Origin of the sequence: Flavobacterium sp. N2038 (assembly GCF_025947185.1) — a bacterium.
Taxonomy (GTDB): Bacteria; Bacteroidota; Bacteroidia; order Flavobacteriales; family Flavobacteriaceae; genus Flavobacterium.
Genome location: NZ_CP110001.1, coordinates 4,003,768 through 4,022,436 on the forward strand (window position 1 = coordinate 4,003,768; position 18,669 = coordinate 4,022,436).

Annotated in this window: 9 protein-coding genes; all 9 read left to right on the forward strand. The window is 32.6% G+C overall.

The window, feature by feature from the left end; all coding sequences use genetic code 11:
* Positions 1-610 precede the first annotated feature (610 nt).
* The 9 genes from OLM51_RS17715 to OLM51_RS17755 all read left to right on the forward strand — a co-directional run bounded on the left by OLM51_RS17715 (position 611) and on the right by OLM51_RS17755 (position 18,663).
* Positions 611-856: a hypothetical protein gene (locus OLM51_RS17715; RefSeq protein ID WP_264551922.1), complete on the forward strand. Its 246-nt coding sequence runs from the start codon at positions 611-613 to the stop codon at positions 854-856.
* Positions 857-1,165: 309 nt separating this feature from the next.
* Positions 1,166-1,453 carry a hypothetical protein gene (locus OLM51_RS17720; RefSeq protein WP_264551923.1) on the forward strand — a complete coding sequence of 96 codons (288 nt, stop codon included), beginning with the start codon at positions 1,166-1,168 and terminating at the stop codon, positions 1,451-1,453.
* The gene (locus OLM51_RS17725; RefSeq protein WP_264551924.1) at positions 1,450-1,902 is read left to right on the forward strand and encodes a CHAP domain-containing protein; all 453 of its coding nucleotides are present in this window, start codon (positions 1,450-1,452) and stop codon (positions 1,900-1,902) included. The genes OLM51_RS17720 and OLM51_RS17725 overlap by 4 nt, the downstream gene beginning before the upstream one ends.
* A 31-nt stretch (positions 1,903-1,933) precedes the next feature.
* Positions 1,934-2,422: a hypothetical protein gene (locus OLM51_RS17730; protein ID WP_264551925.1), complete on the forward strand. Its 489-nt coding sequence runs from the start codon at positions 1,934-1,936 to the stop codon at positions 2,420-2,422.
* A 133-nt stretch (positions 2,423-2,555) separates the two neighbouring features.
* Positions 2,556-3,701, forward strand: a complete 1,146-nt coding sequence (locus tag OLM51_RS17735) for a hypothetical protein (RefSeq protein ID WP_264551926.1) — start codon at positions 2,556-2,558, stop codon at positions 3,699-3,701.
* Entirely contained in the window at positions 3,698-6,622 is a 2,925-nt protein-coding gene (locus tag OLM51_RS17740; protein WP_264551927.1) for a S8 family serine peptidase, read from the forward strand. The genes OLM51_RS17735 and OLM51_RS17740 overlap by 4 nt, the downstream gene beginning before the upstream one ends.
* Positions 6,623-6,626: 4 nt before the next feature.
* Positions 6,627-10,058, forward strand: coding sequence for a hypothetical protein (locus OLM51_RS17745; protein WP_264551928.1), 3,432 nt, complete (start codon positions 6,627-6,629; stop codon positions 10,056-10,058).
* A complete protein-coding gene (locus tag OLM51_RS17750) occupies positions 10,048-10,665 on the forward strand; it encodes a hypothetical protein (protein WP_264551929.1) in 618 nt (205 codons plus the stop codon). The genes OLM51_RS17745 and OLM51_RS17750 overlap by 11 nt, the downstream gene beginning before the upstream one ends.
* 690 nt (positions 10,666-11,355) lie before the next feature.
* Positions 11,356-18,663 (forward strand): hypothetical protein, encoded by a 7,308-nt coding sequence (locus tag OLM51_RS17755; protein WP_264551930.1) that lies wholly within the window; start codon positions 11,356-11,358, stop codon positions 18,661-18,663.
* The last annotated feature ends 6 nt before the right edge of the window (positions 18,664-18,669 follow it).

Genomic DNA, 18,669 nt, shown 5'->3' on the forward strand with positions numbered 1-18,669 from the left:
ACGCTTCTCTCCTTTTAGGGGCCCTTTTAATTGCAACAAACTTAAAACCGATATTGGATTTTCGCGAATGGATCAATTTCAAAATAAATTCGACTTTTAGGCAATACAAAAATGAGCGTAAAAAAAAGAACGATCAAAGATTGTAAATTGAATTTCACATAACTATTACTCATTGAAATTCATATCAAACAAAAAATAGTTTGATATGAATTTTTTCCCACTCAGAACCCGACAGTTTTTAAAACTGTAGCAAATAAAAAAGGTCCCTGTTTTCTTAACTTATTTTAAGAAAATCAGGAACCGAAAAGCGGGCGCTTTCTGCCCTAATCAAATAACTCAAAACCATTCTTTTTCCCAGGATGTTCCAAGTTTATAACTCAGGAACAAAATTGTCGTGCGGACTCTGCTGACTTAAATTATTAAGTTCTTATGCAAGAATGACTTCAGGACGAAGCTCCAGACGATTTTCGGCATTAGGAGAGTGGCCATTGATATATTAGGATCAAATGGTTTTGGTTATCTGTAATGCATTTAAAATTATTCTTAAGCCTCAAATGGCTGTACTTCTTTAATCTAAAAACAATTCTTTCAATCATTTTACTCTTTCATTATGGCAATATCTAATAACAGAAGTCTCGGAATTCAAAAAAATAAACTTTTACGCTATAAGCTTATCAAAGAATTGTATCAAAAACACAAAACCGAAGATATTCCTACTACTGTAGTTTGGCGTAAATATATCTGTCCAGTCTACCCTATTTCTCGTACCACTTTGTACGAGATTCTTTGTACTCCGATAACTTCTGAACTCAAAAAAATAGAAGAACTGATTTCGAATCAAACTAAGACTTTATAGAACAGTAAAATCATATTGTCTACTGCTATTTTATCTGAATCGCTTTGCAAAGATGTGTCTTTTTTTGCTGTAAAAAAGGCCCTTGTTCGTTGACTGAACAACTCTGTAAAGTACCAGAATACAAGTGTTTAAACACCTTTCATTCGTTTTTTTTACCGCTTTTTTAGACCAATCTTTGTACCCACTAAAGGAAACAACTACAGCGATTACAACAGAAAGTTCAGGCCACATTTCTTCAAAAACACACTCTCCAAAAGCTGTTTCTCCCAAAAACAAAATTCAATCCTAACACCAATTTTATAACATTAAATGGAACAGTTTCTATACCCCACTCTTACCGCATTTTTTGCCGCATTTATTACCTGGTTCTTCTCTATGAGAAAATCATTGGCTCAGGACAGAGCCGCCGAACTTGACAACGCCGTGAGCGCCGTAAAATATTACCGTGACTTACTCGATGACCTTACCGCCCGACTAACCACTGCAACTGACACCATTAAAAAAATGGAAATACAACATAGAGAGCTCATGCTCATAAACCAACAATTAGTAGATGAACTACAAAAATTTAAACAACTAAACGGAAAACAACAATGACATTATCCCAGAAAACCTTAGAAACTGCAATTGCTCAGGTTGGCGTTGAAGAAATGCCACGAAACAGCAATGCCGGTCCTGAAGTCGAGATTTATTTAAGAAGTGTCGGACTCGCAAAAGGATATCCATGGTGCATGGCTTTTGTTTACTGGTGTACTCAAAAAGCGGCATTACAATTAGGAGTCAAAAATCCTTTAAAGAAAACAGGCGGCGTATTAGACCAATACAACTCAAGTAAAACCTTAATAAAAAAAGAACCTCAGCCTGGCGATGTCTTTATTCTAGATTTTAAAAACGGAACTGGCCATGCCGGAATTGTCGATAAAGTTGCAGGAAGTCTTATCTACACCATTGAAGGCAATACAAACGACATGGGAGGTCGCGAAGGCTATAAAGTAGCCAGAAGAAAAAGAGAAATTAAAAGCATTAAAGGCTTTTTAAGACTCTAAAATATACTTAATAAACAAATTGCAATTTATCATGAATAATTTAAAACGTCTTGTTTTTTTGTTTTTTTCAGCCTTAGTTCTGGTTTCGTGCAAAAGCCCGAAGCCGGTTCTAAGCGAAGAAAAAAACAAAACTATTACTATCAAAGAAACGGTACACGATACTGTTTTTAAAATTCAGAAAGACAGCAGTTCTTTCAAAGCATTACTCGAATGTCAAAACGGAAAAGTAGTTGTTAAGAATGTTACTCAAGCCGAACCAGGGCGTACATTAAAAAGCCCAAAGGTTCGTCTTGACAACAACAAACTTAACGTAGACTGCGAACTCAAAGAACAGGAACTCTACGCCCGCTGGAAATCGCAACAGGTAAAAGAAACGGAAGTAAAAACCATCAACACCACAAAATTTGAAAACTATTTGACTTTTTGGCAAAAGGTACAGATTTGGTTGGGGAGAATTTTTCTTTTGGTGTTGGTTTACTATGTCTTAAGATTTATCAGGAGATTTTATCATTTATTTTAACAAGTGTATCTCTATATAAATTGGTCGGATTTTTGATTATTGTTTTTAAATTAGCTTTCATTAGCTTTTGTAATTAATTACAGCGTTTAGTAACCCAAATCATCCAGTCCAACTTAATAATACCACACTTATCATGAAAAATCTATGCTGTCTTTTCTTTTCACTATTCTCTTTATGCATCTCTGCTCAACAAAAAAATAATCAAGAGATAAAAATTTTTCTTGAAGATGCAGAAACAGGAAAAAATATTGATGACGCAAAAGTAACTCTTGAAGGTTTTGAAATTCCTCCAATCATTGGTCTGTATGACAAGAAAGATAAGTTTTATTATTTTGATAAAATACCTGCTGGGTATAATACAATCATGTCTTATCACAAAAAATATAATGAGAAGGGGTATCAAAACTTAGAGGGATTGCCGGGAGAGTTGAAGTTGAGGCTTTATGATCCTTTGAATGTTTCTTATAGCTTCGAGTCATATATCTACAAAAACAATTATGTAGAAGATCCTTATAAGATTAGCATATTGAAAGAAGATTTGTTAGAATATAATACTCAAAAAGATTTTATAAATCAAACGATCAAAGATTTACAACTAGCTGTAGAATTAGTAAATCCTTATTGGGAAATGAACAAAATTGAAAATAATTCATATGGCATTTCTCAAAAAGAAGGATATCCAGCATTAAATCTTAAAGAAAATCAAAAAGTAGAAGGAGATTATTTATTTCCATTAGCGGGAGGAGTAAGTTCTTTTTTTCCTGATAGATCTTATTCAAATACATCCAGAGATATATGTTTCATTTTAAGAAAAACAGATGGCTCAAAATTTAAAAGATATAACGATCCGATAATAAAAATACTAAAGCAATACAAATTTGAAGTCTATTCCATAGTATTAAACAAGAAAAATAGAACAGAATTAAATACCAAATTTAAAATCAGAGATCGTGAGAATAAAAAATTCAATCTAAAAAATAAAATAGATTCATCTAAAGTATTCTTTTATGATAATAATTTTCGAAACGAAAAAAAATCATTTGCACTGTTTAATTTTTTCAAAAAACAGTATTACTTACCATTTGATGAGCCAAATAAATCCACACAATTACCATCTTTCATTTTAATATCAAATAAAAAAAATGAAACCTATAATCTTTTCCCTGAGATAGGAAAAGAAAACCCAATCACACATAAAATACCTTTCCCTGATGAAGCTCTTGGACTCGGTATATTAGACATATATGAATATTACTCAAAAGTACATTTAAAAACATGAGAAATTGGCATCACAAAATAATAAAATTAGATCAGGCAAGGCAATTATTATCCAATAGTAATAGATTAGGCTCTTCTGATCTTTATATAGGGGTTATCGAAGGACAAATTGAATTTCGTCCTGTAAATAATCCTTCTCCGTTAACCATTAACTATAAACCAGCACACCCTAGTTTTTCAGACATTTCTAATAGCAGAAAAGTTTTTTTTAGAGATAAAGAAGGTAATCAGTTTACCCAAAATATTAGTTCTTTTTCTCCAAGTATGCACACTAATTGTGTTACAGGAATAATTTCAGGAAATGAAGATGTCAACAATCTCATTGATGGTATTTCTCCTAACATTCGAGTTATCAATTCTAATAATTTTGAAAATGGTTTATTCTTAGCATTAATAAATCCATTTTCTAATGGTAATATTAAATCTGCTTTTTTTCAATCTGCTTTTGACAACAGTTTTCTAAATAATGGAGCCTCTGATGTTAACAATTTATATTCAAGTCAAAGCGCCAGTATTATCAATTGTAGTTTTAATATACAATTAACATCATCTAAAGTTGATTTTATACTTAAAGAATTATTTGCTTATGGCAGAGACGGAAGAGGTACCTTGGTTGTGGTATCTGCTGGCAATGGAGATTCTTCAACCGGTTCTGGTCTTGAGATTAATGATACTGCAGGTTCTTCAGGGTTTAGAACGACTGTTTATAGTAATAAATCATTAATAGTTGCCGCATCAAAAGTACTATTAGATAGCTATCCATTATCTTCATATACAGGAACAAAACCTGTTTTTGATGAAAGAAAAGCGAACTATTCTAATTATGGAAAAAGAATTGATCTTTGTGCCCCAAGCGGTCCTGATAGTACTCCATCAAAAGACGATATAAATATTTACAGCACTACAATGCTAAATTGTGGAAATGTTGGAACCGATGATCAATTATTTTTTCCAAGAATAAATGCCGTAAGCAGTAGTACTAAACTAATTCTTGAAAACGTAAGAGGAATTTTTAAAGGCCAATCAATTGAATTAGGTACACGAAACAGCTATTTTCATGAATTGAGATATATTGCAAGAGTAGACAAAATTTCTGGTACAAATAATATCGAAGTTACTCTTGATGCTGCAATTAAATTTACCAAAGATTTTAACAAGGACGGTGTACAATTTACTTTAGTTGGCACTACGGCTAGAATAGTAGCTCTTAAAAAAGTCGCAACAAAACATATTGAATCGAACGGACAACCTTCTAATTATCAATTAAATCTAAAAAACCTAAACGGAATTAATCTTAAAGCAGGGGCTCCTCAAAAAGTTTATATTTATCCGGAAAATTCTGAACTATCCGGAATTGAAACAGAGATAATTTCAATTGCCAATCCTGATAATAATCGCATTGAGGTTAGAAATAACTTGAGTACACTACCCAACGATCCAAACATTCCACTAATTTTAGTTCCTGATCAAATTAAAGCTTCATTAACATGCATTAAAGCTGGAGCTCCTAGTAGTCAACCAGATCAGTCTCCTTATTATTTAGCACCTACAGTAAATGACTTAACAGGTTTCTTCGTTGGTCAAGAGGTTTTACTTTCCGGAGGAGGAAAAGAGCGAATTGCCTTTATTTCACAAATTACAGGAAGAGGAATAGAAATGTCCCATTCTCCAAGTATTATCGGCGATACTTTTACTATGACTTCATTAGCATATGGAGACTTTACTTCCAGATTCACAGGAACGTCTGCTGCTACTCCAATTGTTTCCGGTCTAGCAGGACTTGTTCTTTCTGCTAATAATGATTTAAACGCTGCTGAAATAAAACATATATTAAAAGAAACTACCGATAAAATTACAGGAGTATCTCATTACAGCATGGTTAATAATGACACAAAATACAACTATGGTTATACTACAAATGATGATTATGGTACTGGCAGAGTAAATGCTGAAGCTGCTATTCAATTGGCAATAGACTGGCATACTAGCACAACTATTCAGAAACCTAAAATGGAAATAGCTGATCGATTAAATGGCCTTGTTTTAGAAAGTGTTTTAGAAACTGAGCCAGTAGATAGTCCCGATATATGGATAAAATCATTAGCAGACAATACCCTTCAAGAACCTTCACCAACACAACTTTTCAACAACCCTAACACTTCTGTGGATCAAAAGATTTACATAAAAGTACGTAATAGTGGCAACAGAGCTAGTTTTAAGGAATGTGATTTAAGAGTTTATATTGCATTTACTGATGATGAAAATCCTGCTTTCCCATTTCCTTCTAAATGGTATGATCAAGCAGATGTAAAGTTATTAGCCGTAAAAGAAATACCAATTATTCAAGGTGGAAGTTCTACAATTGTAGGGATTGAATGGAAAGATATAGCGTCAAAATGGAATACGTGGAATAATTTGGATATAGCTACCACTAAAAGAAAAAATGCATATCTACTAGCACATATTGCTCCTTTTGATGGTAATTCTAATGAAGTACGAAATACTAATATTCGATTCAATAAACAACTCAGTTGCAGGCCAATCATAGTCAGTCATAATAGTATAACTGATGGATCTGCATTTCTACCTGGAAAAAAACTAGATCTTACAGTAGGCACGCAAACAATTCAAAGAGATTTCTATTTATTAATGGAAAATGTACTAACTACCAATTTAAGTAATTTTAGAATAAGAGCTCGTACAACAAGAAACAATAGTAATAAAACTGTTGAAGAAGTCTTTTTTGAACGAACAGGAAACACATGGGCCTTAGCTCCTTTGGCTACTAACAACTGGATTACTTTTGCTCAACCAATTGAAACTCCAGGAAATCATCCCGAATATACAAATATCAAATTCCCACATACCATTAATGTGGACAATACAACATTAGAAGTCAAATTAGAAATCGTAAATATTTAATACCATGCCAATCGAACCATTTGATTTTACATATAGCTTAACTTCTCAATCAGAAGAAAATGAAGTTTTAAATACTTTAGGAAAAGGTCGAATAAAAGAATTTGAACCCAAATCTTACTTTTTTACAGAATCTACTATCGCTGCACAGTCTACCGCTGAAGGTGCTTATGGACCAGATTTTGTAAGTACTAATACAAAATTTAATATTACCACCCAATTTGAACTGGCTAACAAAAAAGCTTATGCCGTTACAAGCGGGCAAGTATTAATCGTCCCTCAATCTGGTGATGAAAATGAATCTAAAGTAAACGTTTTCATCAAGCCTCTAAAAAATGTTGATGTTGGGGTTCAGATTAAATACTACGTTTACAGAGGGCTAAAAAAAGAGTTATTTATTAATTCAAACAATAACATTTTACCCAAAAGCAGTGCCAATACCCTTTTTATGGCTAAAGTATGGACAGACCTTGTTAATTTCAACGAACTAAAAGAACCACTACCTGAAATTTCTGCAAGTCTATTTGGATATAATACAACAGAAACAGATACAAATAGTTTAGATGCCAAATTTTTCAATACTTATGATGTAACAAGTACAGATGAAAATAAAGCATACAATCTTCCAATAATTGAGGCAGGACAATATTTTGGTGAGTTCCAGGATAACAAAGGTGGATTCGAAATTGTTTTAAATGACGGATTCTATTACCAGGAAAAATCAGATACCGGTTTTCAATTTGACCTCAAATATGCTAGAGCCGAAAAAGCAGTTTTAGATCTTGCTGAAATTGCAAGCGATCCAAATATTTCTGAAAAAATTTATAGAGAAAATGTTCAAAAATTTCTAGATCCTGCAGCCTTTTATGGGGCTCATATTACCGAAAAAGAAAAAGGTAAAGTGAAATTTGTAGATGATTCAACAGAGTATTCTTCTAGAGTAGATATTTTTAATCATGTAATAAATAAATTCTACAATAAACATAAATGCTACATTTATATTCAAGGTAATACAGGAAGGTCTTTCAATTTTGATGAATCATTAGGAGCAGATCCCATAAAAATTGGTATATCAGAAATTTTAGCAGTTGGTTCATATAAGACTAATGACTGGCCAATTATTATTAACGAGTTTGAGCAAACTCATTCATCGGATGAAAATGAAAATAAGAAAAAAAATAATAATTTATCTTTTCAGTTAAAATTTAAAACTGCAGAGAAAAACGTAACACTATATAATACGCATGGCAATTGTAGTAATACACTAATACAAGGAAAATTTTTAGGCAATAAAGCTCTAATTGATGATAATTATAGAGATACACAAGAATATACGAATAATGTAAATTTCAGATTAATTAACAACTATAGTTTAAGCGACAACCCATTAGTAACAAAAAACATAGCAACATTTATTTATATTAATCATGAAGAAAAAGAGGTTGAGTATTTTAATAATTTTTTTGGGCCTGTAAAGATTGATCACTTAAGGAAAACAAACCAATCTTCACAGTACATTACAAGAAAATCTTCAAACACAAAAATAAAAATAAAAAATAGTTACATAGATGGTAAAAGTATTGCTAGTAATGTTAACTTCACTACAATTCCATACTCAAATTCTTCAAATCAAACTCCAAATGAAGATAAATTCAAAATATATATATCAAAAAAAATAGATTCTGAAAATTCCAAAGAGCCAACCTTTAAAAGGACTACATCATTAGATATTACAGACAGAACCATAAAAACTTCTGATGATTACTCATTATTCGAATATGGAGATAAAAATTATAAAATTTGGAAAGGTCAAGTAGATAATAATGGCGAAACTATTAAAACCTTACAACTTATAAATTTCGAAGAAGAAGGTAATGTTACCAACTTTATGCATTTGGGGTTAATGAATGACGATTATAATAAAGTTGTTTATAACAGTTTAACATCTACAACTACAAATCATATTCCGGAGTCTTATTCAAATTTCTATTTTCATTTAGAAATGCCTGTTTCAAGCGTACAAGACGGTCTTGTCAAAAAATACATTTTAGGAGTGAAAGCTGAAAAATACCTCGGTCTTGTAAGTGAGATAATTTATCCTTCACCTGAAAATACTGTTTATGTATATACAGTAGATGGTCATTATTTTTTCACAAAAGAGTTCGCTGAAAAATTCACTTATACTGAAGAATTCTCTAGTTCTAGAGTAAATTTTAAACCTAAATATGATAAAATTCAAGGAAGTGGTTTCGATTGGATGAGATTGACTTCAGAATTTACACCTCCATTTGAACCATCTGAATATGGTTATGAAGATTCTATTTTAGGTGGATATGGCTTTATCAACAAAACAGATGCTTATCAAAATTTAAAAAGAGAATATACTACAATTACAACAAAACAAAATAATCTTTATTTTGTACCATATCTAAATACAATTGCTGGAACCCCCGAAAATATATCTGATAATTTTTCTTACATAACTTCTTTGACTGCGACAGTAGACATACAAGAAAAACTTACTAACCTAGAACTTGATTATGACCATGATTTGTTCGAAATTTCAACAAATTTACCTATAGATTTATCTCCTGGAAAAAAAGAATTTGATATTGAAATTATTTGCAAAAAAGAATTTCAGACTGATAAAAGCATTAAATTTATTGCATTCTCACAATTGAATGGAGAATTACCTATGTCTAAACTAGCAGGAGTTATAAAAGTTTTAAAAAATAGTAAGGAAAATCAAAAAAAAATAAAAATTGTACTAATAAACCTTAAAACAGATGTTGCTGGCTATGGATATCCTGAAACAGGAGAAATAGAAGATATTGAAAAAATTAATTTAAAAAAAATATTATTTCAAGCAAAGATTGCTGCAGATATAGAATCTTACACAAGTATTGATAAAAATAATAAGGTCACACATGAGTTGGATTTAACAAATGATTCTAAATTTAAAAGTTCTAATTCTACAAGTGGCGGTTATGTAAAATCAAATGGTACAGCAATATCCATCGTAAATTCAAACGGAGGAATTAATGATGAAAAACAAGATTACTTAAAAAAACTTATTGATGAAAAATATAAAAACCATTTCAAAGTTTATGCTTTCGGTATCCCTTGTAATGATGCCGGAGGAAACGTCCAAGAAATAGGAAAACATTCTGTGTGTTTATATTTCAATAGAACTCCTGTAGCTTTAGCACATGAAGTTTGTCATGGTTTAGGATTATTTCACACACATATAGATGGAAGCGTCACAGATGAAAGGCAAAAATATGTATATCCATACTCTGGTGACGAAGCAACTGAAGATGCTAAAAAAAGAGGAACTGACAATATTATGTGTTATAACCAACCTATAAGTAAATCAACATGGCAATGGCAATGGAAAATTATGCATGACAACATTAAAAATTATATCTATGAAGACTAAAATGATTGTGATTTTTTTTGCTTTCTTAAGCTGCAATGAAAGTAAAAAAGAAAATATAAGTGCTCCTATAAACAATACAATAATTATGAAAAAAATAAATACAGATTATCTAAATAAAATAAATGAAACTAATTTAATAAATGAAAAAATTCAATTTGTAGAAAATGACACTAATGTTGTTTTGATTGACTATGGAGATCATTATTTTGAAAGTAAGAGAAGATTTGACGAATCAATCATTAACTATATTATTTACAATAAGAAAAATAATCAAATGATTTCGTCAGGGACTTATTTTTATAATTCCCCAATAGACATATATAGAAAATACAATGAAAAAGGGGAAGTTATACAAGAAACAGATAACAATAAAGATTTTCCTTTTTCTATTTCCGATTTAATAGAAAAAATTAAGATTACACATAAAATAAATCTCAATGATGGGAAAATAGATAGAACCGTTAATCGTGGCATTGACGAAAAAACTGGCAGACCAACTTATTCTATACAGTTTGATATAAACAAAGATGAAGGTCATTTAAATTATATTACAATTGATGGTAAAACTGGTGAAATTCTATCAGAAGGAAGAAAGCAAATTTTGTAATTTCAAAAGCGGTATTAAACTACCGCTTTTAAATGTAGTTTAAAATCAAAAAAAATGTTTTCTATCTGAATAGATTGTTTTTTTGTCTTCTCATAATCTAGATTTTCTGGCATAATAATGTAGTATGTTTAGCTATATTATAAAACTTCGCATAGAAGAAAGGCCGTAACAATTATTGGCAATGTTATTTCTGATGAATCGGAGAGCATAATGACAGCTAACTAATAAATAAATAACAAATTCATCACTTTCTCAATTAATTGATGCTAAGTTTTTTAAATAAATTTCCACAACTTATTATTTTCTAATCAGAATCCTACGAACTCTTCATTTCTAAATTAAAAAAGTATTAAAAACAAATACTGATTTTACAAATCTTCCCAACCACTTTACACACCTGTAAAGCACACGAACAACTATTTTTTTTCCACTCAAAAATCACGCAAATTTGCTGAAACAAATCAACATTTCAGCAGATAAGTGAGCTTCTTTATAACTAAAAGTTCGGCTTTTTAAGGTTTTAAAAAACCTTGTATTTCACAATTTCATAAAACAGGTCAGTTACAAAAACTGACAAATTCATTTCAAAATCAATACTGTTTATCAGTTTTTGATCAAGCATTTTTTTGCCTAATGCTTTCCAAATTACAAACAAGAATTAAATAAATAATTTAATTAAACAATAAAAAAATGCCAACACCGACCACGCAAAAGTATTACCCTTCCTTGTCGACTGTAGTAAGTCTGGATGATTTTCCAGATGCTTTAGGCTTCATTAAAGATGGGATTCAACAAATATTTGACAAAGTATATATTAAAGATTTCCAGGCTAGCATTAGTCCGAGAGGAGAATCTGGTTTCTACGGCTTGTCTATTGTTTCCAAAGAACGATTACAGTTTCAAATACCAGGAACAGAAATGTTCTTAATTCTTAATCCGGACAATACCGATTCATCTATTTCATCTTTTCCCGTTACTGTAGAATATCAGTGGCTAATTTTATCTTACTTGAGAAGTTTCAATCTTCAAAATTTCTCTTATTCTCCGAGAGAATTCTTTGAACTTGGATTGCAAATTTTGAACACTTCTGAAGAAGAAGTGGTAACCTTAATCATTAACAATTTTGTTTCTCCAAAAAGTGACAACTTAACAAAAGTTGAGCAGTTTGTCAATGACATTAATTCTAAATTTGGATTAACGATTCCCGTTCCTACTTCAGATAACAAACCTAGAGAATTGGTTTTAGCAATTAAAAATCAATTCACTGATGAGGCTTCAATTGCAGCATTTTTGCTGTATCTTTTAGATGAATCAAGTGTTTCAAATTCTATTTCGAATGTAAAAAACTTCTTTAAGAACTTGATTCCTGATGATATTGACAGCTACATCAAAAATATCATTACTCCAAAAGCCCGAGTAACATTAGAATTAAGTGCTGCTATCGAGTTTCCAAATTCTTATTTGAAACCTGTAACTAAAGAAGGTAATCCTTACACTGACCCTTCAAATCCTAATCCTAAATCACAATTTAGATTTGCACAAGCTTTATTACAAGCTGATACTCAAGAAGGAATTGGCTATCAGTTTGAACTAGGAGGATCTCTAGGCCCTTCTAAATATGCAATGATTGGTAACACCGGAATGATTCTGGAGTTAGACACTTTAAAACTCGATTTAAGCAAAAAAACAAATATTCCGGAAGCTACTGCAGATGGCAGACCAAATGACTTCGTGGGAGTTTATGCACGTGCGGTATCTGTTACTTTACCTTCAAAATGGTTTCATGATTATGAAAAAGAAGGACAAGGAAGCACAAGCACAACATTAAGAATTGGCGCATCTGATTTACTAATTGGAACAGGTGGAATTTCTGGAGATATTTACCTGGAAACAGTTCCTGTGCCTACTGGTGTTTTTAGTTATTTCGGCGATAAATTCGATTTTCAGTATCCTCTTTCCATGTTACAAAGAAACGAAGAAACGGATGTTGTTGAAATCACACAAATTGCCGATTACAATGAATTGCTTGCTTATTTACAAGAATTTAGTGCTACGAGCAGCCTGCCTTATCCTTTCAGTTATCCTTTAACATTAACCACTAAATCTACATTAGTATCTTCAGAAGTTAGCCCTTCTACTATTTATACTTTTAAGAATGCTAAAGAATACCAAGCCTTTTTATCAAAACTTGCACCAGATAATACACTTTGGAAGAGAATTGGTAATCCTAATCGTGGGTTTGAAATTGGTTTCAACAAATTTGATATTTCTTTCAAACAAAACAAAGTTATTGGCTCTAATATCAAGGGACAATTAATTATCAATAAATTAAAAAATCCTGACGGAAGTTCTTTTCATGCAACATTGGAAGGACACTTATACGACGACGGTGACTTTAACCTAACTGCTTCTTTTGACAAAGCAAGTGAACCAAAAGCCAATTTATTTGGTCTGGTGAATTTCGATTTCCACAGTTTTGAACTTGGAAAACAAGATGATGATTATTATGTAGGAACTTCTTGTTATGTGTCTTTCCCTCAAGGAACATTAATGAACAGATTGGCTAAAGGTCAAGGTTTTGATGTTGAAAAACTTCGTATTTACAGCGATGGAAACATTGAAGTAGAAGGTGGTTCTATTCCAATTCCGATTAATTTATCTGTGAATCTTGGACCGGTTCAAATGGCGGTAAGCAACATCAACTTTGGTTCAACACAAATTAATGGACATAAATATAATTTCTGGGGATTTGATGGTGCCATCAGTGTCAATCCACTTGGATTAGATGCTCGTGGTGAGGGTATTAAATACTATTACAGCACCGAAGAAGGATTCAAAGATTCTTTCATCAGAATCCAGACTATCGAAGTTGATTTAATGATTCCCGGAACAGCTTCAGAAGAATCTGCTATGGCTATCATTCATGGTATGATTTCGTTACCCCAGCCAGGAGTTTCTCCTGAGTTCATGGGTGAGGTTTCATTAAAGTTACCAAAAGCAAAAATTACAGGAAGCGTAGGAATGCGTTTTGCGCCTAAATACCCTGCGTTCTTAGTTGATGCAGGTATTGAATTGCCTACAGGTATTCCGCTTGGATTTCTTTCAATCACAGGTTTCAGAGGTTTATTAGGATTTAGATATGTGGCTACCAAAAAAGCGGCTGGATTAACAACTGAAAATTCTTGGTACGAATTCTATAAACATCCAAAAGCCGGAATCAATATTAGAAAATTCAGCGGACCACCAGATTCTATGCAATATGACTCGCCGTTTTCTATTGGAGCTGGTGCAACATTTGAATCAACAGGCGGAACTATTTTAAATATGCGAGCCATGTTGTTGCTTTCACTTCCTACTCTATTTTATATCGAAGCAGGATTAAATGTTCTTGGCGATAGATTAGGTCCTATTGAAAAAGATCAAAGTACTCCCCCATTCTTTGCAATGGTTGCCTTTGGAGATAATTCGCTTGAACTGGCAGCCGGAGCAGATTTTCAAATGCCTAAAGATGGTGGACAGATTATTCAGTTGCATGCTTTATTAGAAGCTGGATTTTTCTTCAAAAATCAGAAACCTTGGTACATTAATCTTGGTTCTAAAAAAGATCCTATTACGGCTAGAATCTTGACTTTATTTACAGCCAAAGCATTTATTATGCTGTCGGCCCAAGGAATTGAAGCTGGAGCACGATTAGACTTTAAACTGGAGAAAAGCTTCGGACCTGCAAAAGTAAAATTATGGGCTTATCTGGAAATGGGTGGAAAAATCTCATTCAAACGTCCTCAAATGGGCGGTTATATTAGTGCCGGTGGAGGAATTCAGATTAAAATCTGGATCATTAATGTTGAAATTGTTTTAGACACCATATTCTCTGTAGAATCGTTTAAACCGTTCTTGATTTATGCAAAATTAGAATTAAGTGTACGTGTTAAACTTGGGTTCGTAAGGGTTCGTAAAAACTTCTTGATTGAACTTCAATGGGATATTAACAGAATTGTTGACCGTACGCCTTACAGTCCGCTTCCTAAAGGCACATATGGAGACGTTAATGACAATAGAACTGCCGATTCTGTCAAAGGAGTACACATGCTTACCAATGAAGCTTTCTTGCTTGATTATTTTGATCAAATGCCTAGCACAACAGCTATTAATAAAGTGATTCCGTTAGATACTTTCATCGATATTAAAATGACGAAGGGAGTATTGCCTGACACTAGTCTTTCTAAAATAATTGGTGGATACACGGCAGATGCAAAAAATTATACTGATTTAATGCCGCCTGAAGCAACATCAAAAGCAGGTAGAAAACTTCGTCAGGTAAAACACCAATATTCAATTGAATCGATTGAATTACTTTCTGCAAATGGAAACTCCTGGGAGGCTTATCATCCTTTTAAAGCGGTTGTGGATTCAACATCCCGAGACCTTGTAAAAGATTTGCCTTGGGCACAATGGCAAAAAGTAATCGATCAGTACGATAGCATTCGTGTATTGGCAACTAATCCATTTTCATACTTAAGTGCAGGAGAACCAGGCTGGCATGTTCCGGAACAATTCGGAATCACTCCTTCTAAATTATTCTGTGTCTCTGATAGTATTGAAGCAGAATATGTCAACTTTAAAAATAAAAAAATAGGAAAACGTTATTATGTACCTACTCAATATGAAGCAGATAGAATCAATGGTCTCTTCTTTAAACTCGTTGGTGAAACTCCTGAAATCGTGGATGGCAAGCTTTCTGGCGGAGATTTTATGAGCATTTCTGGAGAAAGCAACCCTTTTGGTTTTAGAAGATCACTATCCTTCAAAAATTATGATAAACTGGAAATCATTTTCCCTGAGTCTGCTATCGAACCGACTTTAAAACTTACAACTCAAGCCAAAACAGTACATATTACTGCCTATACTTCAGTTTTTGATAAAGGGGCTAAGTTGTCTAAATATAAAGAAGTTAAAATATGTAAGGCTAAAAATTCGCCAGCTTTATATGAGATCGCTTACACTAAAGCTGAACTGAGATCACCAATAACCTTATTTGATGAAAACGGCGATGTTTTATTGAAAAAGAAAATTGATAGAATTGTCATCAGCCCTGTGGCTGCAAATGCAGATGCTATTTTAGATGTTAGAAATAAAATTGCGGCGTTATTTAATGATACGTACGCTTCTGCTGATGGAGAATTTATTGTATCAGAACCAAGCAATATAACCGAATACAATCGTTTAATAACGTTATTGGCTGAATTAAAAGCTGAAGCAGGTAACGATAATCCAACTGGAACTTCTGAACCATTGACATTTACTCGTTTTTATGGATATAACGGAAGATCTCTTTTTGCCTTTGATAAAGTTTTCAAATACAATGACACTTACTTAATTTCATTTCATCCAACACCAAAAACTACTGTTATCGCTCAAATTGATGCAAAAGGAAATCTGTTGAGAGAGCGTTTATTGAATGGTTTGGTAACATCGATGCAAGTCGTAAATAATAATTTATTGCTTACTCAAGCTCTAGATGCAACGCAATGCAAAGGAATTGGAGAAGCGGTTGTTGATGACACTTTTATAGTAGGCTGCGTAGCTCCTGCTGCCACAACTGCCATTATTGAACTTGATTCTGAATTAAACAGAAACTCCGGAATGCAGTATATGAATACGTATTCTGAAAGTTTCAACAAACTTATTTCATTACCAAATAATGAATTGCTTTGGATTAATACTTTAGAAGACGGAACTCAAATTAACTGGGTTAACGGCATCGATCGTTCTCTAGTTCGTCGTGTAAAAGTAGGCGAAGTCGCAATCAAAGTTCTTCAGCATAACAGCACGGATTTCAGTTTGATTTCTAAAAACAAAAAAGTCATTCGTTTCAGCATCAATCTTAGCACTAGAACAATTACAATAACAGATACAAAACTAGTTTCAGAATCCTCAATTGTTGAAATTACAGATGCAGTAATTGCAAACGACAAAGTCTTGCTTACGGTTAAATTGATAAACGGAAAATTCGGATTGGCTCAAATTAACGGAACTGCTATTACAGTTGTGAAAAACGATGCAATTTTTGATTCTGCGATATATTTATCGAACAACACTTTGGCAGACAATTCTGTTATCGTCTATAATGAAAAATACCTGTTTGTGTTTAATATTTCATTAAACCTTGTAAGATTAATCGAAAGAGGAAGTTCATCAGATAAAGCATCTATTATTAACATTCAAAATGAGCCTTCGACGAATGAAATTCTAATGCTTTCTTCGAAACAAAATGAAAAAGGAGTTTATTTCTCTTTATTTAATGATCAATTTGATAACTGTTCTTTATATCCAAAAGAAACTGTCTCGGTTGTTTCGTCTGCATCTGCTTTAACAGATTCGACTGCGACTCATACAGACTTAGGCAGCACCGTTAAATTGGAATATACAAGAGGTACAAAATCTTCAAATTTATTGACAATCAACGCTCTTATTTGTTCTGCTGGAGGAGATTCTGATGATGATAATGAAGTAAACTACTCTACTTCTATTCAAGAAATTGGATGGTTAACCAGGGAAAGTGCGGTGCACAATCTAACTATTCCAGGTTCTGATGCTGTAATCGCAGATAATAAAGCAATGGAAGCAGCGATTCAAAATACAGTTCAACCAATTTGGAGGCCAAATTCAACTTATTGCTTAAAATTTACTTTAGCAGATAGAGTAGATGATGGAGCGCCAGTTAAATTCGATTACTATTATGGTTTCAAAACATTAGGTCCTGTAGGGCACTACCCTGTTCCAGATCCTGTGGTTCCTCCTGGACAAACACTTGTAAAAAATGAATTGACCGATTTATCAAAATCGCCATTAACTTCATTAAGACAGTATTTAGATTACAACCGTTCTTACCCAAATGCCGATGGAAGTTTATTATTATCTAAACCTTCATTCTACGGAAATGAGCAATGTAAGATAACAATGTTCTTCAAAAATCCTTATGTGTATCATATGCTTAAAGAATGGGATGTGTATGACAGCAGAGTAAAAATTGATGGTGCTTTAAATCTTATTATTAAAGATCCTTTGAATGATGTTCTTATTCCATATCCGTTGCCAACAGAAAAAACAACATATCCTAAAGCAGAAAAAGGCAATACAGAATGGGTTGACGATAACGATCCTAGAATTCCTCTAAACATTCAAATGTTGCAAAACATGATTAAAGGAAGTACTGGCAAAATAAGATGTGACATTACAATTGGAGATGCTTTAAAACCGAAATCGTATGGATATGAGGTCAAATTAACCGATTTAAAACCTTCGAAATTATATACAGTATTAGCTAAAAACTATTTCGATAAAAATCAAAACAATCAAATCGAAGATTCAGAAAATGTATTGGTACATCAATTTGGTTTCCAAACCTCTCGATACAGAGATTTTGCAGAACAAGTAAACAGTTATAAGCTTGACCAAGCCGAATCAAGAAAAGCTTTATTTGATGTTCCGTTAAGGTTAAGCGAAGATCAGATTACATCTTTAAACAATGTTGTTTTGGGACTTGACGATACTCTAAGTAATTCATTAGCATTAAAATATCAGCACTTATTTGATCGCGCTATCGAAGGAATTTTAAAAATGTCTCCTCTCGATCCAGCTCAATCTACAGAAGTTAATCGAATTATCAATACCAATACTGGTGAAGTGGTAGCGCTTTTAGTTCGCAATCCGGAGCCATTTAATATTCCTAAAATTCCATTAGAAGAAATTAAAAATACAATTTCAGTAGTTGACGATGCTGGTGCAGCAAAAGCAAACTATAAAGCACTTCATTCTAAAGACTATGCGCAGGTTTTAATTATGAATGACAGTAAAAAAATTACTGATGAAAATTTAAATATCAAGTTCGAATACAGAATGTGGAATAATAACGGGTCTGTTGCCCAGTATTCAACGCCATTAACAGTTCGTGCTGCTGAGCCGGTAACTTTAACTATTGAAAATATAAATCTTTAAAAAACA

Excerpts from the sequence above, each read along its gene's own strand:
- OLM51_RS17715 (WP_264551922.1), top strand. The coding sequence starts at position 611 with ATGGCAATATCTAATAACAGAAGTCTCGGAATTCAAAAAAATAAACTT.
- OLM51_RS17720 (WP_264551923.1), top strand. The coding sequence starts at position 1,166 with ATGGAACAGTTTCTATACCCCACTCTTACCGCATTTTTTGCCGCATTT.
- OLM51_RS17725 (WP_264551924.1), top strand. The coding sequence starts at position 1,450 with ATGACATTATCCCAGAAAACCTTAGAAACTGCAATTGCTCAGGTTGGC.
- OLM51_RS17730 (WP_264551925.1), top strand. The coding sequence starts at position 1,934 with ATGAATAATTTAAAACGTCTTGTTTTTTTGTTTTTTTCAGCCTTAGTT.
- OLM51_RS17735 (WP_264551926.1), top strand. The coding sequence starts at position 2,556 with ATGAAAAATCTATGCTGTCTTTTCTTTTCACTATTCTCTTTATGCATC.
- OLM51_RS17740 (WP_264551927.1), top strand. The coding sequence starts at position 3,698 with ATGAGAAATTGGCATCACAAAATAATAAAATTAGATCAGGCAAGGCAA.
- OLM51_RS17745 (WP_264551928.1), top strand. The coding sequence starts at position 6,627 with ATGCCAATCGAACCATTTGATTTTACATATAGCTTAACTTCTCAATCA.
- OLM51_RS17750 (WP_264551929.1), top strand. The coding sequence starts at position 10,048 with ATGAAGACTAAAATGATTGTGATTTTTTTTGCTTTCTTAAGCTGCAAT.
- OLM51_RS17755 (WP_264551930.1), top strand. The coding sequence starts at position 11,356 with ATGCCAACACCGACCACGCAAAAGTATTACCCTTCCTTGTCGACTGTA.